We start from the raw sequence: 25,779 nt of genomic DNA on the forward strand, positions 1-25,779 counted from the left end.
TGCCAATGTTGTAAGATAACTTCTCAAACTTTGCCTTAGCATTTTACAGCGCAAAGTGTCATTTTATGTTCCATACTTTCAATGACATGAACACTCTCTCTGGAGGCAACGATGAAACTGTTTACCATGGACGATCTATCTTATAGGGGTACACATAAAGGCGTTCATAGTTGGGATCACCCTGATAGTGATACTCCGTACTACTGGCACCCCGACTGGCTCCATATTGCAGAGGATGCGTTAGGCTTACAGCCTAAATGTGAACTAGAAGTCCCGGATGGCGAAACGGCTACAGAAGAGCACGCGAAAGAAGCCATTGTTAAGCATCTAAACAATGAATGATTCAGTTCACTCCGTTGGCTGCTACTTTTGTAGCGGCCACCTTAAATTTTGAGTTAAGCCGTTAATTTGCGTGCTAAAATTATTAATTGAGACGTTTACACTTTATTGGCGTTAATATCGACGACATAAATAGATTACTGTCACATTATTTTTGCAGGCATCTGTTACATTTATAACGTAATGGTGACATACCTCAACTCATGAACATGAGAGAAGATAATAATGACTAAGTACAACGAAAACGATATTAAATACAAAGGTGAGACTAACGGTGTTCATACGTGGAGCACAGCATCCGGTCAGCCTTATTACTGGCATCCAGATTGGCTGCATGTTGCTGAAGATGCGACAGGATCGCACCCAAAACAAAAACTAGAAGTTGAAGCAACTGAAGCGCCAACTGAAAAGCATGCCTTAAAAGCAATTCTGAAACACATGAATGACTGGGCGACAGGAAAGCTGTCAAGCAAGCCAGACATTGAAACCAATGCTGTAGAATCAGAAATTAACCTAAAGAAATAGGTTTAATGATCCATTTCAAAGCCCCGCTTAGTCGGGGCTTTTTTAATTATTGAGCTAATTAATAACAAAAATCTATCAATGCGTGCAATCTATCGATAAAATTCCTGGTCTTTGATTTTACAAATTTAATATCAACTACGTATCTATCACATCCAAAGTCGCTTCTGTCTATTCAGTGAGCCAATAAATAGAGTGAACGGTACGCTTTGATAAGGTAAAACTAACTATGGTGAATACTAACTACAATGCACCACTGACATTTAAACTCTATTTAGCGGCTGCATTTTTCTTTGGAACCTACGGTGGGCGTGTGTGCCCAATGCTTAGTACATTAAATGCATTTGAAGTCATTCTGCATTGTACGGTTGTCTTCTCAATACTTTTTATAGTTCGACACTATATTCTCTCTCGACATCCTCTCATTGCAGATAACAGACAAGCTCTACTTGACGCCTCTTTATTTACAATTGCGAGTATCCCTTTCGCTGCGTTTTATAATCTGCAATATGACTTTACTTTGGACAGCAACGTAAAGGTTTTATTGGGTATGGCCTTGTTTGGTTTTCTTACTGGCCTGATCCTTCAACTACAAAGTAAGCTCGTTCACTTTGATGCTTTAAGCCACAAAAAGCGCTTCGATTTTGCACTCTCTGGCCAACGTCAATCCATTATTAAACAAATGATTGGAATGATGATCGTACTGCTTATCACCTTGACGACTATATTAACCATGGTTGCTGTGAAAGATATCTATTGGCTAGAGCAAAACCCAGAGCAAATTACCAACGGGCTCGGGAAGATCAGCTTCATTAAAGAGCTTGTCTACATTGCATTAGTCATTGGTGGTTATGTTATAGCTATCATGGTGCTGTGGACAAAACTGATGCAGAAGATTCTCCTTAGCCAGGAGGATGCATTAAAAGAAGTGACCCAAGGTAGATTAGAACATCGACTACCGATATTTGAGCATGATGAACTCGGAGCGATGGCCTGTCTAACTAACCAAATGTTAGACAGTCTGCAAGTATCTCAAAATGAGGTAAAAACAACGCGTGACGTTGCTATTGTCAGCCTTTCTGCACTTGCTGAATCTCGTGATAATGAAACAGGCGCCCATATTCTAAGAACCCAAGAATACGTCAAAGTATTAGCAGAATATCTATCCAAGATTACCGCACACCAATCTTTGCTGACTCCAAACTACATCGAGCTGCTTTATAAGTCCGCACCGCTACATGATGTCGGTAAAGTCGGTGTGCCTGACAGCGTCCTATTGAAGCCAGGTAAACTTACCGATGAAGAATTTGAGATCATGAAGGGTCATGCTGAAATTGGTGCAGAAGCACTATCAATAGCAGAAAAGCAGCTAGGAAGTAGTTCATTTTTACGAGTTGCTAAAGAGATTGCCCTCACCCACCATGAAAAATGGGATGGCAGTGGATATCCAAACCGACTTTCTGGGGAAGATATTCCTCTTTCAGGCCGTCTAATGGCGCTGGCTGATGTTTATGACGCACTGATTTCAAAACGTATATATAAACCTGCATTCAGTCATGACAAGGCGAAAGCAATCATCCTAGAAGGAAAAGGCAAACATTTTGATCCTCAGATTGTCGATGCTTTCCTTGCGATCGAAGCTGAGTTTCAGCGTATTGCACAGCAATATCAAGATGAACAAAATATAGCCGCCTAGCCAATTATCCCCCTCTTAATCGCCAACTTAAGAGGGGTTTACATAGCAAAAAACCTTGTTATGTTAGAATTCTGTTTCAAATCAAAACTTTTTTAAGTTTTCTTATCACTAACTGTTGTAACGAATATTGCTGAAAGGTATAAATGTCAGCAGACCCCTTCGATTAACATGGATGAAGATTATGTTTGAAAAAGTAGTTGCCGCTCCGGCTGACCCTATTCTTGGCCTTACTGAAGAGTTTAAAAAAGATACCCGCGCTGAAAAAATTAACCTAGGTGTTGGTATTTACAAGAACGAGCAAGGTGAAACCCCTGTTCTTGCGACTGTTAAAAAAGCCGAAGCCGCACTGATTGAAACGGAAAAAACCAAATCTTACCTAACGATCGAAGGTACAGCGGAATATGGTCTAGCTGTACAAAAACTGCTTTTCGGTGCAGATGCTGAAATCGTTGCTGGCAAGCGTGCGAAAACGGCTCAGGCGCCTGGTGGTACTGGTGCTCTGCGCGTTGCGGGTGAGTTCATTAAGCGTCAACTTGGCGAAGTAAAGATCTGGATCAGTAACCCAACTTGGGCTAACCATAACGGCGTATTCACAGCTGCAGGTATCGAGACAGCACAATACAGCTACTACAACGCAGAAACAAAAGACAAAGACTTCGATGCAATGCTAAATGATTTGCAAGCTGCTTCAGAAGGCGATGTTGTTTTGCTTCATGGATGCTGCCACAACCCTACTGGCATTGATCCAACAGCGGAAGAGTGGGAAACGCTAGCAAAGCTGGTCGCTGAGAAGAAACTACTGCCTCTATTCGACTTTGCGTACCAAGGTTTTGCTAAAGGTGTAGAAGAAGACGCTTCAGGTCTACGTACCTTCGCTAAGTACAACAAAGAGATCCTAGTCGCGAGCTCTTTCTCTAAGAACTTTGGTCTATACAACGAGCGTGTTGGTGCATTTACGCTAGTGGCTGAGTCAGAAGAAGTTGCAGCAACGGCATTCTCGCAAGTGAAAGCGATCATCCGCTCAATCTACTCTAACCCACCAGCACACGGTAGCGCCGTGGTTACTCACATTCTTGGCAATTCTGAATTGCGTGCAGAATGGGAAGCAGAAGTCGCTGAAATGCGTGATCGTATCCAAGAGATGCGTGAGCTATTTGTAGCAACACTGAAGGCTGAAGGTGTAGACGCAGACTTTAGCTTCATCGAGCGTCAAAACGGCATGTTCTCATTCTCTGGTCTGTCTAAAGAGCAAGTAAACCGTCTGAAAGAAGAGTTCGGTATTTACATCGTAGGCTCAGGTCGAATTAGTGTAGCGGGTATGACGAAATCAAACATGGGACCACTGTGCAAAGGCATTGCTGCGGTTCTATAATTAAATGCTCGTAGAGCAAACTGGATTATTAAAAAAGGTCAGCGAATGCTGACCTTTTTGTTTTAGTAGATAATGTTTTAGTAGATAAACTTGAATCCGATACCAACTTCGTTGATGTGTTCAGAGCTTGAACCACGATAGTCTGTGTCTCTTAACTGATAATACACGCCCGTTCCGATGACCTTATGCCACTGGTAATTAAACGCTAGCTTATAGTTGTTTTCATCTACAATATCACTGCGGTTAATGCTTATTTCAGCAGTGCCGATTAACTTTTCACTGAATAAGTAATTTGCACCAAAGGTCGCTGCCTGAATAAACTCGCTCTCTGATGAAATAGTGCGATCTGTGGTGTCATTTTTTGCTTTTGCTTTGATTGCACCTAAGCCATAAATGCCATACACATCAAAAACATCATTGATCCCATAACGATAGCCACCCCCAAACAATAAACGGTCTATACGTAAAGTGAAGTCGTCTGGGTGGAAAAACTGAGCGGAGTAATCAACATTGAACAACCAATTGTCTGCAATTAAATAGTTGCCGCCAAGCGCAATGGTTGTTGCGTTGGAGTTATCTAGCCATTCTTCATTTGTTGTTCCTGCTCCAAGCTCTAATTGGATATGCTCATACCCAAACTTCTCCGCTTGTTCAGATTCTGAGGCAATGCTCATTAAAGGTAATGCTACAAGAGGCGCAGCTAACAATATTCTTACCATTTTAATTCCTTGCATGAGTGCCATTTATAGGTGTTTTTATTGTTAAAACGGATAAAAAACGCACTCAATGATCCTAGTCACAAATCAAACCTACTCAATCTTAGCGTAAGTTTATTACTAATTTTATCACGAACTGGGGTTTTGTGTGATCCGATAAGATTCTGTTTTAAAACTAAGTTATGATTAACCTATCATTTGCGAAGAAAAAGGCACCTTCATGGATGCAGAGCTGTTAGAGATTTATAATTTTCTCGTCAAGTACCCTCCTTTCAATGAATTACCAGAAGAAACGCTGAACAAAATTACCGAGAATATCGAGATTTCTTACTATCGACAGGACACTCCTGTCATTCACTTCGGCGATCAAATTAATGACCTATATATGGTCAGAAGCGGAGTGGTAGAAGTTTATCGACGCAAAGGAGAACTGTATAACCGACTAGACGAAGGTGATCTCTTTGGCCAAATGGGCCTGCTCACCAACAATAAAGTACGCTTCCCAGTCAAAGCGATTGAAGACACCCTCCTTTACTGCATCCCTGGCGATATATTCCAAGAGCTATACGACAGCTTTGATTCTTTTGCAGACTTTGTTGAAGTTGAAAACAGCGCTCGCTTAAGACAAGCCGTATCTGAAAATAGCGATGCAAATGACCTCACGACCTCAAAAGTAAAGACATTGCTAACACGCGATGCACCTACTATTGAACGAGGACAAACCATTCAAGAAGCGGCTCAATTGATGGCGCAAGACAATGTCTCATCGCTACTGATCGTTGACCCTGACTTTGTACTAGACGAAGAAGATCCGCAATCACCTGTCGTCGGCATCATTACCGATCGAGATTTGTGTACTAGAGTGTTAGCTGAAGGGTTGTCTCCTCTCGATGAAGTGTCAACCGTAATGACAACTGAGGTTATCTCACTCGACCACAACGCCTATGTTTATGAAGCCATGCTAACGATGCTTCGATACAACGTACACCATTTGCCAGTAGTGAAAGATCAAATGCCAATCGGCATTATTGAAGCAACAGATATCGTCCGTTATGAATCTCAAAACTCACTACTTCTTGTGAGCAGCATATTCCAACAGCAAACCATTGAAGACCTCGCTATCGTCGCTGATGAAGTGAAGAGTAGCTTTGTGCGCCTTGTTAATGAAGATGCCAACTCCCATATGGTTGGTAGCGCTATGTCTGTGATAGGCAGAAGCTTCAAACAGCGCCTAATAGAGTTAGCCGAGCAAGAGCTTGGGCCACCGCCGGTCCCTTATTGCTTCTTGGCCCTTGGCTCAATGGGACGAGACGAGCAATTACTTGTTACTGACCAAGATAATGCCATCATTCTCGACGACACGTATAAAGCAGAGAAGCACGGTAAGTACTTTGAAGCTTTGGCCAAATTCGTAAGTGACGGCTTGGACGCGTGCGGCTATAAGTACTGCACGGGAGACATCATGGCAACCAACCCTATGTGGAGAATGACGCGCTCTGAATGGGAAGCGTGCTTCGCAGATTGGATTGATGACCCAAACCCGAAAGCGCTACTCAATGCGTCTATATTTTTCGACTTAGATGGTGTTTATGGACGTTTAAAATGGGCAGAACAACTAACCAGCTTCATTGTCCGTCGTGCGCGTAAGAATAATCGCTTCCTCGCATGCCTTGCCAGAAATGCCCTTAATCGAACGCCTCCACTTGGGTTCTTTAAAGATTTCGTGATGGAGAAAGATGGCCAGCATAAAAACTCGATCAACTTAAAACGAAGAGGCACCGCTCCCCTAGTCGACCTAATTCGAGTTCACTCACTAGCAGTAGGCTCGCGTGCTCGAAACTCCTTTGAACGGTTAGATGACATAATTGATGCAGGTATTTTGCCCAAAGGACGCGCGCAGGACTTGAAGGACGCGATGGAATTTATCTCTATGGTTCGTATTCGCCACCAAGCGATTGACGTAGAGTTAGGTACCGAACCGGATAACAACATCGAGCCAGAAAACTTATCGGACTTTGAAAGACGCAACCTTAAAGATGCGTTTCAAATATTAAGTAATGGTCAGAACTTCCTTAAGTTCCGCTATCAGGCTAGCAACAAGTTTAAGTGAGGCAAGGAATGATAAAGAAGTTATTTCAAAAGCCTTCCATTCAATGGCCAATGAAGTTTCAGCAAAAACTGGAAAGGGCAACAGATGAGCGCCTAATCGCTTTTTATGGGACAGAGCTACCTGCGCCAGACACGCCATTATCTCAAGTAGAGTTTGTCGCGCTCGATTTCGAGACCACGGGGCTCAACCCACAGAAAAATGGCATCATCACAATTGGTCTAGTGCCCTTCAATCTCAATCGAATTTTTTTGCGCCAAGCCAAGCACTGGAAAGTTCGACCACAAGAGAAGCTGGATGAAGACTCAGTCATCATCCATGGTATCACCCACAACGAACTCATTGATGCGCCTGATCTTGGCGATATTCTTGAAGAGCTTCTTCCAAGCCTAGCAGGCAAGGTGGTGGTCGTTCACTATCGCCGCATAGAGCGAGAGTTTCTCAACCAAGCTCTTCAAGTACGTATTGGTGAAGGTATAGAGTTTCCAGTCTTAGATACGCTTCAAATCGAAGAAGACATCCAGCAGAGACTCTCTGGGGGGGCTTTGGAACAAGTTGAAAGGTAATAAACCCGGCTCACTGCGACTAGCACAATCTCGTCGTCGTTATGGGCTGCCAGACTACACACCACACCATGCTTTGACAGATGCCATCGCCACTGCAGAGCTACTGCAAGCACAGATCGCCCATCACTATAGTGCTGAACAGCCTATAAGCAGCTTATGGTTGTAGTTCCAGTGAGCGTTCTAGCCTAAAGAAAAAAAAGGAGCCAAGTGGCTCCTTTTTAGTCAGTATTCGCTGAACTATAACTTAAAGCGTTTGATTTCTTGCTCTAGCTCATGAGACAGCTCAGACAACTGTGCAGCTTGCTCTGCAGCATGTTGTGCTTCAGAAGACAGCTCGTTTGAAACATCACGAATACCTTCAGTATTGCGTGTAATTTCAGACGTTACTGATGCTTGCTCCTCAGCCGCTGATGCAATTTGAGTAGCCATATCGTTGATGCGTTCTACTGCAGAATGAATTTGTGTTAGGCTTGCCGCTGCAGAGTTCGCATCATCCACGCTAGTATCAGCCAAGCGACGACTATCATCCATAATGCCGACAGCTTTCGCTGTTGTACCTTGCAGCATTTCAATCGTCTCTTGAATTTCTTGCGTTGAAGCGTGAGTTCGTTGGCTTAGTACGCGCACTTCATCCGCAACTACCGCAAAACCTCGGCCTTGCTCACCTGCACGCGCGGCTTCAATTGCTGCGTTCAGTGCAAGAAGGTTAGTTTGCTCAGCGATACCTTGAATGGTCGATAAAATGGTATTGATGCTGTTACCATGCGCTTCCAACTCTTGGATAACATTGGTTGCTACTTGAACTTCTTGCGCTAAGTTCTGGATAGAACCTTGTGTTTGCGTTACTTGGCTCGAACCATGTGCACATGCTTCTACGGCTTCTTCAGAATTTTGAGCCGTATTCTCTGCATTGCCCGCAATCTCTTGCGTTGCCGCAGCCATTTCATTTACCGCAGTCGCTACCATGTTGATTTCATCTTGTTGGTACGCGATACGTTGACTACGCTCTTCCGCCTGCTGAGCGGTTTGGCGTGATTGTTGAGAAAGTGCAGCTGATACATGGCTAAGCTTAGTTACCATGGTATGCATGTTACCAACAAAGCGGTTAAAGTTTTCTGCAAGCTTGCCAACTTCATCATCACTGCGAGGTTCAAGTCGCTGTGTAAGATCACCTTCACCAGAAGCGATTTCTTCTAGCGCTTGTGAAACACGGCCCAAATCACGGAACAAGAAACCGACTAACCAAGATACCGCAGCAATAACCGCGATGGTAATCAGTACAGCTGTAATCATCATTTCTCTTAGTAATTGTGAATGACCAGCTTCTTCAGTCGCGCGATCCATTTCAATTGCAAACATCCAATGTGTGCCTGGAACTTTGCTGAAATAATACAGCTTCTCTTGACCATTAATTGTCGCAGTTTCGATGGTTCCGCTATTTGCTGCACGCTCAATAGAATCTTTAGAAAAATCACTTGAAAGGTTGGCGATAGGTTTAAGCGTTAAGCTTTTGTTTGGGTGAGCAAGGAAAGTGCCATCACTCATGTCGATCAGCATCGCGTGCGCATTTTCACCAGCATCTAAGCTAATTACGTCATCAATAAGCTGATCAATCAGAACGTCAGCGCCAACCACACCAACAAAACGACCACTCTGGTATACAGGCTCAGCGATAGTCACTAACAGAGCATTGGTGATCGCATCTTGATAAGCCGTTGTAATGATTTGTTTGCCAGCGGCGTTAGCGTCTTTGTACCAAGGACGAGCGCGTGGATCATAACCTGCACGGTTGCGCTCTGGATGAGAGCGATACATACCGCCTTCCGGAGTACCTAGGAAGATGTCGTCAAAACCACCCGCCTTGCGTGCTTGTTGTAAGAAAGGGACAACGTCTTGCTCAGTAGAGTAATCGTTGAAAGCCGTCGCGATGTCTTTACGAATGGCAACCCAGTCAGCAATACCTTCAGATGCTGCATTGCTTAGACTCTGTGCACGTGAATATACACCAGCACGCGTCTGATCAAACAATTGACCAGCCGACAACCACGTCAATGCTGCCGCCATGACAACAACAGCAGACAGACTAGCGCCAATGAGCTTTTGTTTTAGTGATAGTTTCATAGTTTATTTTTTGTTGGGAGAACAGTAAGTGAGCAGCGAGTTTACACAGAATTGACGTTAAGCGCACCAAATTTCACACTTATCAATAGGCAAATAAGTCATTGTAAAAAAAGAAAATTTTTCCGCCATTTTTTTGTCGAGCGTCAGAATTTTCGCACAAAAAAAGCCAGCAATAATGCTGGCTTTAAGTTTATAAATTAAGCTTTATTTTACAGTAGCTTAATGTTTCTCTGTTCTCATACCCATCAATAGGCTGACACACATCGCCAGTAAAACTAGGGTAAATGGTAATGCGGTAGAAATCGCGCCCGCTTGCAGTGCTTGAACCGCTTCCGAGCCACCAATCCACAGTAGCGCAACTGCAATTGCGCCTTCCATGAAGGCCCAGAATACACGCTGCAGAACCGGGGCATCAACTTTACCACCAGCGGTAATGCTGTCGATTACTAGTGAACCTGAGTCTGACGAGGTAATGAAGAATACCAATACCAGCACAACTGCAATGATTGATAGCATGTTACCGAATGGCAGTACATCGAACATTTGGAACATTGCTAGCGAAACATCGGTAAGACCGTTTGCGCCTAGTTCACCAACATTATTGATCACTTGGTCGATAGCTAGACCGCCAAACACCGACATCCAAACAAGTGTTACCGCCGTAGGAACAATCAATACCGCAGTGATGAACTCACGCACAGTACGGCCACGAGATACACGAGCAATGAACATACCTACGAATGGAGACCATGAAATCCACCAAGCCCAATAGAATACAGTCCAACCTTGGAACCAAGCTTCATCAGTACGACCAAATGGGTTACTAAGTGGAATGAGGTTCTCTACATAAGCCATCAACGTGGTAGGAATCGAGCCTAAGCTCACAGCCCATCCGATCAAACCAACAAGGATTAACAGTAAAAATGCAATAACCATGTTGATATTACTGATGACTTTTACACCGCCATCAATACCACGAACGACTGAGACAACCGCTAGTAAGGTAACGACAGTAATCACAACAATCTGCAGACCTAGACCAGGCTCAACACCAAACACATGGTGAATACCACTTGCTGCTTGTTGTGCACCAAGACCCAGTGACGTCGCAAGACCAAATAGTGTCGCGAGTACCGCAAGGATATCTACAATATGACCTGCCCAGCCCCATGCACGATCACCCAGCAGTGGGTAAAAAATCGAACGCATAGACAGCGGTAGGCCTTTATTATAAGTAAAGAAAGCTAATGAAAGCGCAACGACACCATAAATCGCCCATGGGTGTAGACCCCAGTGGAACATAGTTGCACCTAATGCGAGTTTGGCAGCTTCTGGGGTATTCGCTTCAACACCCAATGGCGTTTCATACCAACCAGTGAAATAAGCCACTGGCTCAGCCACACTCCAGAACATCAGACCGATACCCATACCTGCAGCAAATAGCATTGCAAGCCACGAAACAAACGAGTAATCAGCGACAGCATCTTTACCGCCTAGGCGAATCTTGCCCATTGGCGACACAATAAGTCCTAAACAGAAGATAACGAAGATGTTGCCTGAGATAATGAAGAGCCAATCAAATGAACCGATAATTTTCCATTTGATTCCGTCTAACGCGGTTTTGGCTGTATGCGCATCAAGAACTAACGCCGCAATAAGAAATAGTGCAATGAAACCTGCACTGATACCAAAAACAGGATTATGTACATCAAAACCCCATTTTTGTACGTTATCTTGACCAACCGTATAGTCGGTACTGTCGATACTGTACTTATCTATACCTTTTGTCATTGTTCCTCTCTTTTGCATTCTAATTTTTTTTGGCATAACGCAAAAAACCTTCGAACACGATACATTTTATTTTCCATGAAAGTGGAAGATCCTACCATTTTAGGCATTTTTGTCTATATTTTGCTGATAAAAAATCCAATAACTTACTTTTCAATCAGAAAAATCCACCAAAAAAAGCGAAAACAACCACAGCAATAATTAGACCACAAACATTTCTTACTATAATTATTCTAGGTCATGCTTTTTGAGCCGTAAAAAGCCATAAATTTAATAAGGAGAGCCAAGGCAAATAATTGAAAAATGGTGTCGCTAATACTAACTAAGCCCTTTTAATAGCAACGCTTTTGAGTTAGTGTCGCGTCGTTACATGATCCCTTAATGACTGGATTACTAAATTGGAAAAGTACGAAGAAGTCTTGGTCTCGATTCGTCAGATCATCCGCGCTATTGATTTACATTCTAAAAAGTTGAGCAAAGAGTCTGGTTTAACGGCTCCACAACTGATTCTGATGCGTGCCATTAGTGAATTAGACAATGTCACTATCAAACAGCTGTCTAGCCATACCAATATGAGCCAGGCAACCGCTACCACTATTTTAGACCGTTTAGAGCGCAATCAGCTTGTTGAACGCCGTCGTAGTGTCCAAGACAAACGTAAAGTGCATGCGGTACTAACAGAAAAAGGGCAAGAAGCGTTAAAGCAAGCGCCAACTCCCCTACAGGAACACTTCATCAGCCGCTTCCAAAAGTTGGAAGAGTGGGAACAAAGCTTACTGCTGTCTTCCGTTCAACGCATTTCAACTATGATGAATGCTGAAGATATCGATGTTGCCCCAATGCTAGAGCTTGGAAGCATCACTAAGCCTGAATAGTCACTTTCGAAGGCGCTCATTCATCCAGTAATGAGCGCATTTGCCCTTCTCTTACTCAACCAAACCTGTCTCAAAAGCATATTTGGCCAATTCTGCGGTCGAATGCAAATCCAACTTGTGTTTTATATTGTGGCGGTGTGTCTCTACCGTTCGATAGCTGATATCCAAAAGTGTCGCAATCTTTTTGCTACTGTGCCCCTGCGCAACCAGTTTTAAAACGGCTTCCTCACGGCGGCTAAGTGGATTTGGTTTTTGTGCAATCGGTACAACATCTTGAGTAAATAAAGTTTGAGTGACAGACTCACAAAAGTACGTCGATCCTTGATTCACGGTTTTTATCGCTTGCACCATCTTCTCTGCAGAGATTTCTTTCAGCATGTACCCCACTGCCCCAGCCTGCATCACCTTCATGATGTATTCACGGTTATCATGCATCGTCAGCATTAGTACTTTGCTCTCTGGCCTTTCCTCTTTAATCACACCCGTCGCTTCAATGCCATTCATAATTGGCATACTAATATCCATTAGAATAACATCCGGGTTGAGCATCTTAGAAACTTCGATCGCTTCTAGGCCATTGCTTGCGGTTCCAATCACATCAATGTCAGGCTCTAACTCTAGCGCGCCATAAAACCATCCAAAACCACTTGATGGTCATCCACTATCACCACACTAATTGGTTTATCCATAAACTAATCCATCCAAATCTAACAATACGGTGATTTCTGTGCCTAATCCTGGCTCGCTCATCAGTTCAAACTCACCGCCAATAAACTCAACACGCTCGCGCATATTGCGTAAACCAATCCCCTGACGATGAACCGATTGGTTAACAAGGAACCCGATGCCGTCATCTCGTATCAGTAATTGCAGCATATTGCCCATCTTTTGCAAAATAACCGTGACCTTTTTCGCCTTAGCGTGCTTCTCGATATTGTTCAGCGACTCTTGAGCAACACGATACAAGGTCGTCGCAACCTCAGATTTCAACTTCACCTGATTGGTATCAAAGTGACTATCAATGTCGATACCAGAATGTGAATGAAAGTCTTGTAATAAGGTGGTGAGTGCCGCTTCAAGACCAATATCATCCAGCGCACTAGGTCGGAGTTGATGAGAAATATGACGAACTTCGTTGATCGCGGTAATTAGCGAGCGTTGAGATTTATCTAGGTGGGATTTGAGCTTTTCATCTTCGATACGATGAGCCATCAAATCTAAGTGGCATTTACTGGAGACCAATAGCTGATTGATACCGTCATGTAGCTCTCTGGCTAAGTGTTTCTTTTCGTCTTCTTGGAACATTACCGTTTTATGGGCAAGCTCTTTGAGGTGCTTGTCTGCCAAGCGATGTTCATGCAAGTTAATCGCCAACGTTAGGACAATAATAACCGAGACAGTCACCACCAGAATGATCACGACAGAGAAAAATGTCGTTTCAATATTCTGATTTACTGCTGCACGCATATTCGCGACTTCGCGACTGACATCTTCAATATACAAGCCCGTGCCGATCATCCAATCCCATTTATCCAACCAAGCGGCATAGCTCAACTTGGGAACCACCTCACCAGTTGATGGCTTCTGCCATAGATACTGATGAAACCCACCACCTCGTTGGGCTTGATGGAGTAACGTTTCAATTAAGTGGTCGCCATTTTCATCTTGTATATGCAACAGGTTTTGCCCAATAAGATCGGGAAGAATTGGATGAACTAAGTTTGTACCGTGCTTATCATAGGCGAAGAAGTAGCCGTCTGAACCATAGCGAAGACGATTGAGGATTGCTTTCACACGCGCCTTAGCATCACTCTCTTCAAGAGTGGGATCATTATAGATATGAGAAATTGCATCAAAAGCCAGATCAACCGTATCTTTCAATGCCGCTTCTTTAGATTGAATAAGGTTCTGATGAAAGATTTCCACCTCTCGTTGTCCAAGAGTCTTGGCTTGGTAGATGGAAATCCAACTGATGCTGGCTGACACTAACACCACCGGTATCAGTGCCAGCAATATTAACTTGGCTTTGAGAGGCATCCCTTTCCTCCAATGAAACGCTGTTTGCCATTTCGACAAACAGCTTAACAACTTGTCTCAAAAGGTAAAAACTCTCAGGTCACAAATTCTCTTTTCTTACTTGCATTACGCCATGCCGTAGAAGCCAGGGAAGAATAGCAACGAAGCGAGCACAACAATTTGAATCGCGATGAATGGCATCACACCTCGGTAGATATCGCGCGTTGTCACACCTGCTGGAGCCACGCCTTTCAAATAGAACAAGCTAAAGCCAAATGGTGGCGTGAGGAACGATGTCTGAAGGTTCATCGCAATGAGAATTGCAAACCATGTCATGTTGATACCCATCAGCTCTGCAACGGGCGCAATAATAGGCACAATGATGAAACAGATTTCAACAAAGTCGATGAAGAAGCCAAGGATAAGAATCACCACCATTGTAATAATCAAGAATCCCCACTTCTCACCCGGTAGTTGTAGCATCCACTCTTCAACCAGGTAATCGCCGCCTGTGTATGTAAACGCCATCGAGAATGCCGTCGCACCAAGCAGTATCGCAAATACCATCGCAGTCACTTTCACTGTCTCTTTGGAAGCTTCATACACCATCGACCAACTGAACTGTTTATAGAGCAGTGAAAGCACAATCGCACCGGCACCTCCCAGCGCCGCAGATTCTGTTGGTGTTGCAATTCCAGCAAAGATAGAGCCTAGCACCACGATGATCAGCGCAAGCGGCGGTAATACCGCTTTAAGCGCGGTGAATACTTCTTCTTTGCGGCTGATCGACTCATCACGCTCGATAGGTTGAGCGGCTTCTGGGTTGAGCTTGGCGTAGATCAGAATGTAGACAACGTATGCACCCACCAGCATTAAGCCCGGCCATACTGCCGCTTGGAATAAGTCACCTACGGGTACGCCTAATACATCACCGAGCAAAATTAAGACAATAGAAGGAGGGATGATTTGGCCTAACGTGCCAGAGGCACAAATGGTGCCACAGGCCAATCCTTTGTCGTAGTTGTACTTAAGCATCACAGGCAAAGAGATTAGCCCCATTGCAACAACCGATGCACCAACCACACCCGTCGATGCAGCAAGCAGTGCACCTACCAATACCGTAGAAATTGCGATACCACCACGAACGCCACCAAATAGGCGCCCCATAGACTCAAGCAACTGCTCTGCAAGTCTTGTCTTTTGTAACACCAAGCCCATGAAGACAAACAGTGGCACCGCCATCAGTACCGTGTTCTCCATGATGGACTGAATGCGATATGGCATGAAAGCAAACATATCCATTCCCTCTGCCCAAACGCCAAATATTAATGCAATGCCACCAAAGGTGAAGGCAACAGGGAAACCAAGCAGTAGCGCAAATAGAGCTACAAAAAACATCACTATACCGATCATACTGACTTCCTTTTACGACTTACCGTTGTTACCGGCATAGATAAGATGAGGGTTAACAATTTTATTGATGGAGTGAAGCAGCAAACCAACACCGCTGACCGCCATAAACAAGAATGACAATGGGATCATGCCTTTAATGATCCATCGATATGGCAAACCGCCTGGGTCACCGGATGTCTCACCAAGGGCATAGCTCTCTTTGGCAAAGTCGATACCGAACCAAGCAACCAATAGGCAAAACGGGAACAAGAAAAGTAAAGTGCCTAGGATGTCGATGATGGATTGAGCTTTGTAGGACAAGCGCTCGTAGAAAATATCCACTCGTACATGGCCGCCAGATTTGATTGCGTAAGGGACACCGAGTAGAAATACAGCGGAGAATAGGTGCCATTCCATCTCTTGAAAGGCAATAGACACGTCATTAAACACGTAACGCATGACAACGTCGTACACCACGTTCGCTAACAACAAAATGAATAGGATGCTCGATAGCCACCCTAAAAAATCACCAAAGCGGTTAAAGATTCGCTCAATATAAATCAGGCTTCTCATTCCGAACTCCATGGAACTCGTGGATTGGCTCCGCTGGTTCGCGGAGCACTTTTATAGTCTTCTCTTCGAGAAGTTTTTCTTGGGCTTCATTAGCAGACTCTATTCCTAAATACTTGGAGATAGCCCTGCTTGATGAAGTTACTGTTGAGCTTGGCTGTTTAGGTAAGCTCGATGTGAAATGTCAGACCAAGGACGCACTTGCTCGATATAATTTGCTTGCGACTCTTGAATCTCTTTCGCTAGGGCATCTTTTTCTGCGTGCTGTTTAAGTAGGCGCTCATTCGCTTCACGCAGTGCAGAGATAACCTCTGGTGGGAAGTCTTTTACTTGAACATCCGGGTATTCAGACTGAATCGACGCCCAGTTTTTGCCACTTTCGTGCTTAGACTGCGTGTACATGTCGTACGCCGCCGCTTTCATCGCCACTTGAAGAATCGCTTTCAGATCATCAGGTAGACGTTCCCAAGTACGCTTATTAACTAGGAATTGCAGCTCAGTACCTGGCTCATGCCAACCTGTGTAGTAGTAAGGTGCAATTTTGTGGAAGCCCATGCGTAGATCAAGAGACGGACCTACCCATTCCAGAGCATCGATCGTGCGGCGCTCAAGTGAGGTGTAAAGTTCGCCCGGAGCAATATTGGTTGGCTTCGCACCCAGTTCAGCAAGGATTTCACCCGCAAAACCAGGGATACGCATTTTCAGACCTTGCAGATCGTCGACTGATTTGATTTCTTTCTGGAACCAGCCGCCCATCTGGGTATCAGTATTACCGCCAGGGAAAGACAGTAAGTTGTGTGGTGAGTAAACCTTCTCCATCAACTCCATACCGCCACCATAGTAGAACCATGCGTACTGCTCTGTAGGCAGCATACCGAAAGGCATAGAGGTAAAGTAAAGAGTGTTTGGTACTTTGCCTTTCCAGTAATAAGAAGCCGAGTGGCCCATATCGTATTGACCCGATTTCACCATATCAAACACACCAAGTGGCGCTTTGTGTTTGTTCGCAGAGTCAATACGGATTTGTAGACGGCCATTTGACATTTCCTCTGCCATTTTTGCCATGTTTTTTGTCGCATCACCGAAGATTGGGAAGTTAGGGCCCCACGTCTCCGCTAATTTCAAGCGATATACTTTATCGTCAGCAGCGTTAGCAGAAGTTGCTACGAATGCCATGGTTGCTACCATCGCCGTCGCTTTGAGTACTCGTTTCAAAGATTTTTGGATAAGACTCATCGTTCACGTCCTTTGTCACCAAGGTTATTGTTGTCATCCATTACATAAGGATTCGTATATACAATGGAATACTACAGCGGAGACCGAAATGGGCATGAACACGCAACAAATTTGTATTGCCAGGCAAGCCCTAGCCATTGGTAGTACGTAGTAATACGTAGTCTTTTTGATATCCAAATACGATAAAGCATAATAATCATGCAGTTAAGATCGGAGTGGAATAGACGAAGGATTAGTAAATACTTAAGTATTTGACTGCGGAAGAATTTACACAGTATTTAAGAAAATGTGACAAATAACGACTTTGTATCGTTAGAATGCTCAATTAGAAATCGAGAAAGACAAATTGCAGGTAAAAAAATACCCCGACCGAAATCGAGGTATTCAATTAAGAAACAGAATTACAGCGGTAATTAAACTGCTTTGTAGATAACTTTGTTACCTGCTAACTGCTCTTTTTGAACTAGGTTTTCTTCAAGAAGCTTTTTCAGTGCGCCTGTAGCCCATGATGCCGCTTTTGTATCTTCTTGACCTGCCGCTAGACCAATACCTTTAGGGTTAATACCTTCAGCATTAGCGACAACAATGTCTAATACTTGTTGTTGCTTAGGAGTTAGAGCAACGTCTGTTTTTACTGCAGCTACCTTCTTCTCAGCTACTGCTTTCTCAACAACAGGTTTTTCTGCAACGACTTTTTCCGCAACAGGCTTAGCTGTCTTTGGTGCTTTTGCTACGTTTGCAACTGTCGCTTTAATGCGCTTTTGCAGTTTCATCTGCACTTTACGCTTATGAGCAAGTCTCATTGAATATTTCTCCAGTTCACTGCATCTCAGCAGGGATGAAAATTTGAAGCGCGTTTTATACCAAAATTCCCAATCAATTTGTAGGTTTTGGCAGCGAAACGCTGTGAAAAATGCGCTCAATGCATAGAACGTCTATTATTTAATCAAGAAATTTGTGAACGCATTTTGTCAATACTGGGTATAAAAACAGAGGTTCGCCTTAAATCAATATGCAACCCAACAGGCATTGGGCGATTTGGTTAATTTGTCTTTTATCCCGAGGTTGAAACATGGAAACGTTACACCTTACTAACTCGCAGTTTAAAGCCGACTCTCCCATCAACAAACTGATTATGCTTTTGGTGGTCATCATTACACTGTTTCTCGTGTTGATCGCCCCAGGGTGGAAGCAAGCAATGCTATCTGTGGTTTTAATGGCAGTCATTGTTGGCTTTGCAATCATGATGATCAAAAAAAGCCAGGTAGGTTTTACTCTTACACAATCCCATTTTCAACAGCACCTATTCAAAGGCGGCTGGGTCGTCCGTTGGCAAGACATTGACTCCATAGGAATATGTACATATGAGCAAGAAGGATGGCACCAGCCTCTACCTTGGGTGGGCATTCGTTTAAAGCATTACTCCCCATATCTAGATGCTATCTGCCCTCGTATCGCGACAGAAGTTCTTTTAAGTCAACGCGCACTGCTGTATCTAGGTGCTCGGCAAAATCATTGTGAAACAAAATTCGAGGATATGGTGCTGGATCCTGCCCCTTACATTAATCAAAAGGGCATACTCTACGAAGGTTTACTTGCGATGCTCGCGAATAGAATGAAGTACCAAAGGCAGTTTTATGGCTACGATGTATTTATTTCAACAAGTGATTTGGATAGAGAAGCTGATGCGTTTGTGGGATTGGCTCGACGTTACTTGGCAGCCGCCGAGCCTGATACCTAGTACAAAGATGCTTTAGTAGAGTGGCATTTCGTCAGCAACGAAAGGATTTGTTTTACGTTCGTGTCCAAACGTCGATTGCGGACCATGACCTGGTACAAATGTAACATCATTGCCCAATGGCCATAGTTTCTCTTTGATCGAGCTAATAAGCGTGTTGAAATCGCCTTGTGGGAAGTCAGTACGACCAACGCTACCGTTAAACAAAACATCACCAACAAACGCCAAACGAGCTTCTTCACTGTAAAGCACAACGTGACCAGGGGTATGACCCGGAGTGTGGATCACGTTCAGCGTTTGGTTGCCAAAAGTGACCTTGTCACCTTCATTTAACCATTGGTGTGGTTCAAACGCTTCCGTTAATGGAAAACCGAACATTTGGCTCTGACCTTCTAACCCCTGTAACCAGAAGTTATCTGCTTTGTGTGGACCAACGATCTCAGTATCGCCTAAAAGAGCAGATAAAGGCTCAGTTCCACCAACATGATCTAAGTGACCGTGCGTTAGAACTAGATTTACGACTTCAACACCGAGCTCTTTGATTAGCATTGCAAGTTGCTTTTCATCACCACCTGGATCAACCACAATGCCTTTCATGGTTTCATCACACCAGACGATAGAACAGTTTTGAGAGAAAGATGTTACGGGAACAACTTGGTACTTCAGAGCCATAAATAACCTATACCGAATAAAATTGCATGAAAACTGCCGCAACTATGACACTAAGCCAAAGTGACTTCAAGCTTTGTTCAGAGGGCAAAGCGCAGCATTCTTACTCGTTAAAGTGACCCTTAGCTCGGGTCTACCAAGAACGAACGGCCCCCGTATCGATGTGGACAAAATTACTACTCGGATAATAACCAACGCCACCAGCCTTTAAGCTTAATGCCGCGTCACGAACGGTAGACAATTTCACACCATCCAAACGGAAATCGATCGCTTTCCCTTCCATATGCATGCTTTTTTTCGCAACACCAGAAGAGCCATTTCGTAAAGACGCATTGGTTACCGGTGAACGGTAGCCTGAAATCACAATCACTTCAGCGTCCGTGCCGATCAACTTTTGAATTTGGCTGATTTGGTCGAACAAGCGTCTATCCATTGGATGAACTTCATTACGGCGATGATCACGACAGAATTTATCAAGACGTTGGAGTTCTTCATCGACGTAGCTCGAGCCGTTGAAATAACACGACTCAAGTAATTCACCAGTATTTAGGTTATTCATCGTAAGTACACGAGACTCGTCGGGTAATGACGCCCAAGATAGAGTTGGCATAGCTGAAGCAACGACAACACCACCAGCGGTCATTTTAAGAAAATCACGACGAGAAAAATTACGACTTACCATTAGAAAATACTGCTCAATTACTCTACAAGCAGCGGACATTACCGAAACCAATTTAACGCGTCAAACGCATAAATCGGTCCAACTTGTCACTTTTAGGCTGGACTTTTTGTTTACTTATTGAACAGCAAACGAATTTTATGAATTGTAACTTTTTTTAAATTGAGAACGAATTTCAACCTTGATGATCGTAACGATAAATGTCATCTCGATAGTACAGCATGCCTTCTTCTAACCAAGCTGTCTGATAAATAATATGTACCTGGATACGTTCACTCAGGGGCACCGAGGTATTCGCCTCTTTACCACTTTCACGTTTTTTCTCTAGACGTTCTTCAAGGCCTTGGGTCTTAAACAACAGTTCGGCCAGCTGTTCAGCGTTTTCTACTCTTACACAACCCGAACTGAAAGCTCGTCTATCTTCTTGAAACAAGTTTTTGCTCGGCGTGTCATGTAAATAAATAGCCTGAGGGTTAGGCATATTAAACTTATACAAGCCTAACGCGTTATGAGACCCAGAAGATTGTCTCATCCGATAAGGAAAGCTACGCGGGTTAACCGAAGCCCAATGTATCGTCGTAGGATCAATGATCTCGCTTGAATCCCAAGAGCGAATTATCTGAATATTTTGCTCAAGTAGGTACATCGGGTTTTTCTTAACCTTTGGAATGATGTCCTTCACCATAATCTTCCAAGGTACATTCCACGTAGGGTTAAGGATGACAGAATCAAGAGTCCCCGTCATGATAGGTGTTTTTCGAGTTGTTCGGCCTACAACGACTTTAGACTCAAATAATGCTTCACCATTATGCCAGTATGTCACTTCATACCCTGGGACGTTAACAAACACGACATTGTCTCGCTCTTTTGCCCACAAACGAGAACGTTCTGAGTTAAGTGCAAGTAAATGCAATCGCTGCTCAGGCGAAAAATTAACCCAACGAATTGTGTTTGGACCGATAATTCCGTCCTGCTTTAGACCATGAATTTTCTGGAATGCTTTTATGGCCATTTCCAGCTCTTCATCAAATTGTGGACCACTATAAAGTAAATCGTCGACATCGATGCCAACGACCTGCATTCGCTCAAGGAGTATGGGCTTATTTTCTAGCACATCACCGACTCTCGCTAAACCTTGTTGCTGGTAGGTCGGGTAATCAAGCTTGGCATAGTCTTGGAGCGAATAAAAAGATTGATTGAAGGCGGGATCGGATTGCAGCGGTGAAGATAAATTGATGAGAAATTGCTCTAACTTACCAATGGTAATTTCGGTGCTTAACGCGGTAAGTACTTCGATGCTAGGTTCAGGCAATGACACTTCTTCAGTTTGGCCAAACAACCATTGTAAGCCATGTTCTTGGACTTGCTCTAAATAGCTTAGGTACATGAGTAGCGTATCTGTCATGACTAAATCATAATCAAGAGCATCTCCCTCTTCTTCTACATAAGCAACACGTCTGATTTGGTCTTGAAATACTGGAGAAACCTCAGCAAGAGACAATACTTGCAATTGAAACAAGAATTGTTGTGCAATATCCTCATCTTCCCAATTTAAGCGATAGCTGGTGCTTTGGTAGAGCCGATCAACCACTTCTGGGTAATGGATCATTTTCTCAATGGATAGTTGTGCAACCGCTCCCACCTGCTCTGTATCAGCAGTGGCGTTTTGAGAAACAACAGTAGAAAAGCTGAAAAACGGCACCATGAGCGCCGTTGTTAATAGAATTCTAGCAAACACGATCACGATCCCTCGGAAAACTTGCCTTAAAAAAAAGTATGGCAAATATCTCACGGCTTGCAGGTTTAAAATTAAGAATCTAGGCAGAAAACCTCCGATAGAAGTGTCATTAGACTCTTAATTCCCCCCCCTATTACGTAATCTTCGACCAATGATTATCCCACTGAATGCCAGTAGCAGTAGAGGTGTTTGACTTCATTGGCTTTTGCTCAACAACTTTACCTGCCCCAGAGCTGACACGGAATTCATCACCGTAGATAACCACACCCGATGCATCAGGCAGCGCATTTAATTCAACGAGTCGACCAGTAGACTTAGACCATATCCCGTAGCAGCTACCTGGAGGCGACGTCGCTAAAATCCATTCATCTGTCGCCGCAATGCTTGCGACATAATGGTTAAAGCGTGCCCATTGTTCCGGCTCTGCATGAAGCTCCTGCATCTCACCGCCACGAGTATGCATGGCAATGAGTGCAGGGTATTCGTCTGGCTCTCCGCGGTACTGCTGTCCGCAAAGCACGGTTTCTGCTCCATCATGGGCTAAGTGACGAATACTTAGCTGATGATCCGGCAAAGAAACCTGATCCAGCAACGCACCATCTTGTGAAAGATAACTTAAGCTCGGTTTCATCGTTTCAAGGTTCAGTGGTTCACGACCATTCGTGTGTACACCACCCACGCCAATCGCTAACGCTCCATCAGGCATCATAATCACTTCATGAGGGCCGAGGCCAAAGCCTGTCAACTCATCGACCTTTTGATATTGCTTTTGCACATCATAAACACCAATTATCCCGCGGCTTGTATCCCTTTCGCCTTCGGTAGCGAACAATAAAGTGCCATCATGTGAGTAAACACCATGACCATAGAAATGGCGATTCGACTTTGCTAGTTGCAGTTTGATCATTTGCTCTGAGCGATAATCAAACACCATAAAGAACGTACCAGGTCTGCGGCCAAAGACCACTGCGTGCCCCTGCTGGTTTGTTGCTACGCCATGACCACGCTCAGGAATAGGTAACGTAGTGATCGGCATACCATGCTCATCAGCCACCACCGCAGCGTATTTATCTCGACCAATGATTGAACAGCCTATCAGCGCTGGCTCACGTGAGTTTGTTGAAGCACAACCGAACGGCATAACAGGTGTAGCCGCCCCAAAAAGAGCGGCTTTAAGTAAGGTACGGCGGGTTTGATCAGTCACCATCGGTTGCATTAAATCCTATAACCACGCCAAGCTCGATCGCCACTTCTTCGTGGATCAAGTACTTCAATTGTTCTAGCTTGTTGTATTGAGCTAGCACCATACGATAACCGTCTTTACTTTGCAGCGCAGCAAACAAGCTCTTATCTTCTGGCCATGTATCTACAGCCATTTCAAACTGATGGGTAACACGATCAGCCAAATCTGCATGGCCTTGATCTCTCAACAGAGCATCCAAACCGTTACCGTTGGCAAAATAGAGTGCTTCCATTCCTTCAAGGTTCGCTTTTAAGTTTGATAACGAAGTCTCTGAACGCCATGATTCTGAGAAATAAGGACGAGGTTTGCCAATCTTCGCTAATGGACGACTCAGCTTCTTCATGCTGTATTCAAGCTGGTTAGATAACAGCGAGATGTACTCAGACTCCCACTCTGTCACATCCAACGATTTCCACGGGTTCTCTGCCCAAGAATCAGCGATGATCTGTGCTTTATTATCTAAATTTTCGGCAATCGCAACACCTGTTGCACACGTCTTGCTGTCGCTAGATAAGGTCGAAGCTTTATCATAAAGCAACCACTCCAACGCGCCTAAACCTTGTACGGTTACGCTTTGCGTCGAAATCTCCTCTGCATTCCACGCTTGGTCAGATTGCGTCAGCACAGACATCTTACGGCCTGTGGTGTTCTTTTTATCTGGCCAAAACTGAACGTTCCAACTTTGCTCTAATGCCGTTGCTGGACCACGCTCTTGACCTTGCAACGCCATCCACGCCAGCATAGTTTGATGCCATTGCTGTTTTACTTTCGCGTAACCTTTGCTCTCTGACGCACAGTAATCACTAAAGCTCTGCTCAAGATTTGTTGTTTGAACTAAAAATGCCTGCGTCGCTTGAAACTCCACTTCATACACATTCTGTGAAAGATGGTTTGTCTTTTCTGGCTTTGCAGAGGCCAATTCGGTTGTTGACTGACAGCCAACCAAACTTAGAGTTGCTGCAATAGCACTCGCTAACAGTCTTTTTTTCATGGTATGTGCCTTATAGAGAATTCAAAAACGCAATCAATGCGTCACGTTCTTTCTTATTCAGTGCCAAAACATTTTGTTTAGCGGTTTCCGCTTCACCGCCATGCCACAATACTGCTTCCATAAGGTTGCGTGCACGTCCATCATGTAGGAAGTAAGTATGGCCGTTAACCTCCTCGGTGTAGCCAATCCCCCATAATGGCGCAGTTCGCCATTCACGCCCGTTTGCTAAGTATTCCGGACGGTGATCGGCTAAGCCTTCACCCATATCGTGTAAAAGCATGTCTGTGTATGGGTGGATAAGCTGCTCAGAAAGCGCTGGCAATTCTGGTCGTTTAGCGGTCTTCACACTTGTCTTATGGCAGCTTTCACAGCCAGATGATGCAAAGATCTGTTGACCAAGCTTCACTTCTGGATCATTTACATTACGACGAATTGGCACCGCTAGGTGTTGGCTATAAAACTCAACGAAATCAAGGATATTTTGGCTTACTTCTGGTTTACCGCCATTTGGCATGTCGTCACAAATGCTTTGTTTCGAGGTGCAGTTTTCGTTCGGGAATAAATGGCTCGTCAGACCAACATCACCGTTGAATGCCGCCGCATTTTGCTGCATTAGTGTCGGTTGTCCGGCTTTCCATCCAAAGCGACCAATCGAGAAGTCGTCCTTCTCAATATCCCACACCTTGTTTACTTTGCCTGAGATACCATCTTTGTTGGCATCTTGTGCATCAGCCCAAGCCAGCAGCGTTTCATCGGGAATACTCTCTAACAAGCCAAGGCCAATCATTGGTGGCGCGACTCGAGCGGAAAATTCGGTGTCAGGGTGCATGTCGCCATACCCTAAATCGGTAATGTTTAGGTGCGGCTTTCTCAGCGTCACTGTGGTGCCGTCTTTAAACTCAATAGGCACATCGGTGTAAGTAATTTCGATTTTGCCTTCTGGGGTCTGATCTTGAAGTGCAAAGTCTTGCAGCTGGCCGCCATAAGTGGGCTCGGGAATACCTCCGTCTTTGATGTACGCTTTCTTTTGCTCAGGCGTCATCGCAGGAATACTCAAGCGCACCAGCATAGACACCGCATGTAAATCGTCTTTTTCTGGTGGATGACCACGACCATCTTTAATGTGACAATTCTGACAACCATTGGTGTTAAACAGCGGACCTAGACCATCACGGGCGTCCGTCGATGCAGGAGCTTGAACCCAGGGGTTGCGGAAAAAACTGTTGCCGACACTGAAGTCAAGGCGCTTACTCATTGGCAGGTTGGCAGCAGGAAGAGAATAGGCATTCGCGCCATCTTTTTTGACACTGGTTTTGCCACCAGACTTAACACCGTAAGCCATGGCAGAAGAAGAAAGGAGCGCGGCTAGCGCAGAAATTAGGTATGGCTTCATATCATTGCTCTA

The 25,779-nt window shown here is 44.3% G+C and carries 21 protein-coding genes and 2 pseudogenes; 8 read left to right on the top strand and 15 right to left on the bottom strand.

The annotated features are described in order from the left end of the window. Window positions 1-111 precede the first annotated feature (111 nt). From B853_RS07925 to B853_RS07940, 4 genes are all read left to right on the top strand, one after another. Window positions 112-342, top strand: coding sequence for a hypothetical protein (locus B853_RS07925; RefSeq protein ID WP_010447656.1), 231 nt, complete (start codon window positions 112-114; stop codon window positions 340-342). Between the two features lie 222 nt (window positions 343-564). Further along, window positions 565-864, top strand: a complete 300-nt coding sequence (locus tag B853_RS07930; protein WP_010447653.1) for a hypothetical protein — start codon at window positions 565-567, stop codon at window positions 862-864. Window positions 865-1,090: 226 nt separating this feature from the next. Beyond that, window positions 1,091-2,557: an HD-GYP domain-containing protein gene (locus B853_RS07935; RefSeq protein ID WP_038887351.1), complete on the top strand. Its 1,467-nt coding sequence runs from the start codon at window positions 1,091-1,093 to the stop codon at window positions 2,555-2,557. 181 nt (window positions 2,558-2,738) lie between these two features. Continuing rightward, the gene (locus B853_RS07940) at window positions 2,739-3,929 is read left to right on the top strand and encodes an amino acid aminotransferase (RefSeq protein ID WP_038887350.1); all 1,191 of its coding nucleotides are present in this window, start codon (window positions 2,739-2,741) and stop codon (window positions 3,927-3,929) included. 77 nt (window positions 3,930-4,006) lie between these two features. On the opposite strand, the gene B853_RS07945 is transcribed toward B853_RS07940, so the two are convergent. Continuing rightward, window positions 4,007-4,648 carry an outer membrane beta-barrel protein gene (locus tag B853_RS07945; RefSeq protein ID WP_010447645.1) on the bottom strand — a complete coding sequence of 214 codons (642 nt, stop codon included), beginning with the start codon at window positions 4,646-4,648 and terminating at the stop codon, window positions 4,007-4,009. A gap of 217 nt (window positions 4,649-4,865) precedes the next feature. Between B853_RS07945 and B853_RS07950 the strand changes: the two genes are divergently transcribed. Beyond that, the gene (locus tag B853_RS07950; protein ID WP_038887348.1) at window positions 4,866-6,755 is read left to right on the top strand and encodes a DUF294 nucleotidyltransferase-like domain-containing protein; all 1,890 of its coding nucleotides are present in this window, start codon (window positions 4,866-4,868) and stop codon (window positions 6,753-6,755) included. A gap of 8 nt (window positions 6,756-6,763) precedes the next feature. Next, a pseudogene (locus B853_RS07955) lies at window positions 6,764-7,484 on the top strand (3'-5' exonuclease). 71 nt (window positions 7,485-7,555) lie between these two features. On the opposite strand, the gene B853_RS07960 reads toward B853_RS07955, so the two are convergent. Both B853_RS07960 and B853_RS07965 read right to left on the bottom strand, forming a co-directional pair. Further along, a complete protein-coding gene (locus tag B853_RS07960; RefSeq protein WP_038887345.1) occupies window positions 7,556-9,439 on the bottom strand; it encodes a methyl-accepting chemotaxis protein in 1,884 nt (627 codons plus the stop codon). A 219-nt stretch (window positions 9,440-9,658) separates the two neighbouring features. Beyond that, on the bottom strand, window positions 9,659-11,230 hold the full coding sequence (locus B853_RS07965) for a BCCT family transporter (protein ID WP_010447637.1): 1,572 nt from the start codon (window positions 11,228-11,230) through the stop codon (window positions 9,659-9,661). A 395-nt stretch (window positions 11,231-11,625) separates the two neighbouring features. Here B853_RS07965 and cosR point away from each other — a divergent pair, with 395 nt between their 5' ends. Then, complete coding sequence (cosR, locus tag B853_RS07970; RefSeq protein WP_010447635.1) at window positions 11,626-12,102, top strand: MarR family transcriptional regulator CosR; 477 nt, start codon at window positions 11,626-11,628, stop codon at window positions 12,100-12,102. A 51-nt stretch (window positions 12,103-12,153) separates the two neighbouring features. Here the strand turns inward: cosR and B853_RS07975 are convergent. The 6 genes and pseudogenes from B853_RS07975 to B853_RS08000 form a co-directional block, all read right to left on the bottom strand. Continuing rightward, window positions 12,154-12,791 (bottom strand): annotated as a pseudogene (locus tag B853_RS07975) (response regulator). Continuing rightward, window positions 12,784-14,139 (bottom strand): cache domain-containing protein, encoded by a 1,356-nt coding sequence (locus B853_RS07980; protein ID WP_010447632.1) that lies wholly within the window; start codon window positions 14,137-14,139, stop codon window positions 12,784-12,786. Before B853_RS07980 ends, B853_RS07975 begins: the two are co-directional and overlap by 8 nt. Window positions 14,140-14,244: 105 nt before the next feature. Beyond that, complete coding sequence (locus tag B853_RS07985) at window positions 14,245-15,531, bottom strand: TRAP transporter large permease (protein WP_038885656.1); 1,287 nt, start codon at window positions 15,529-15,531, stop codon at window positions 14,245-14,247. A gap of 12 nt (window positions 15,532-15,543) precedes the next feature. Next, window positions 15,544-16,083, bottom strand: a complete 540-nt coding sequence (locus tag B853_RS07990) for a TRAP transporter small permease subunit (RefSeq protein WP_010447628.1) — start codon at window positions 16,081-16,083, stop codon at window positions 15,544-15,546. A 138-nt stretch (window positions 16,084-16,221) separates the two neighbouring features. Then, window positions 16,222-17,316 (bottom strand): TRAP transporter substrate-binding protein, encoded by a 1,095-nt coding sequence (locus B853_RS07995; protein ID WP_010447626.1) that lies wholly within the window; start codon window positions 17,314-17,316, stop codon window positions 16,222-16,224. A 413-nt stretch (window positions 17,317-17,729) separates the two neighbouring features. After that, window positions 17,730-18,119 (bottom strand): hypothetical protein, encoded by a 390-nt coding sequence (locus B853_RS08000; protein WP_010447624.1) that lies wholly within the window; start codon window positions 18,117-18,119, stop codon window positions 17,730-17,732. Window positions 18,120-18,388: 269 nt separating this feature from the next. Here B853_RS08000 and B853_RS08005 point away from each other — a divergent pair, with 269 nt between their 5' ends. Then, complete coding sequence (locus tag B853_RS08005) at window positions 18,389-19,057, top strand: DUF2982 domain-containing protein (RefSeq protein ID WP_038885657.1); 669 nt, start codon at window positions 18,389-18,391, stop codon at window positions 19,055-19,057. 12 nt (window positions 19,058-19,069) lie between these two features. On the opposite strand, the gene B853_RS08010 is transcribed toward B853_RS08005, so the two are convergent. From B853_RS08010 to B853_RS08035, 6 genes are all read right to left on the bottom strand, one after another. Beyond that, entirely contained in the window at window positions 19,070-19,726 is a 657-nt protein-coding gene (locus B853_RS08010) for an MBL fold metallo-hydrolase (RefSeq protein ID WP_038885658.1), read from the bottom strand. Between the two features lie 130 nt (window positions 19,727-19,856). Further along, window positions 19,857-20,405, bottom strand: coding sequence for a peptidoglycan L,D-endopeptidase MepK (gene mepK / locus B853_RS08015; RefSeq protein ID WP_038885660.1), 549 nt, complete (start codon window positions 20,403-20,405; stop codon window positions 19,857-19,859). A 172-nt stretch (window positions 20,406-20,577) separates the two neighbouring features. Beyond that, window positions 20,578-22,140, bottom strand: a complete 1,563-nt coding sequence (locus B853_RS08020; RefSeq protein ID WP_038885661.1) for a L,D-transpeptidase family protein — start codon at window positions 22,138-22,140, stop codon at window positions 20,578-20,580. A 133-nt stretch (window positions 22,141-22,273) separates the two neighbouring features. Then, window positions 22,274-23,356 carry a DUF1513 domain-containing protein gene (locus B853_RS08025; protein ID WP_038885662.1) on the bottom strand — a complete coding sequence of 361 codons (1,083 nt, stop codon included), beginning with the start codon at window positions 23,354-23,356 and terminating at the stop codon, window positions 22,274-22,276. Further along, complete coding sequence (locus tag B853_RS08030) at window positions 23,337-24,374, bottom strand: imelysin family protein (protein ID WP_038885664.1); 1,038 nt, start codon at window positions 24,372-24,374, stop codon at window positions 23,337-23,339. Before B853_RS08030 ends, B853_RS08025 begins: the two co-directional genes overlap by 20 nt. A gap of 10 nt (window positions 24,375-24,384) precedes the next feature. Next, entirely contained in the window at window positions 24,385-25,767 is a 1,383-nt protein-coding gene (locus B853_RS08035; RefSeq protein ID WP_038885665.1) for a di-heme oxidoreductase family protein, read from the bottom strand. Window positions 25,768-25,779: the final 12 nt, after the last annotated feature.

It is taken from the genome of Vibrio rotiferianus CAIM 577 = LMG 21460 (genome assembly GCF_002741985.1).
Taxonomy (GTDB): Bacteria; Pseudomonadota; Gammaproteobacteria; order Enterobacterales; family Vibrionaceae; genus Vibrio; species Vibrio rotiferianus.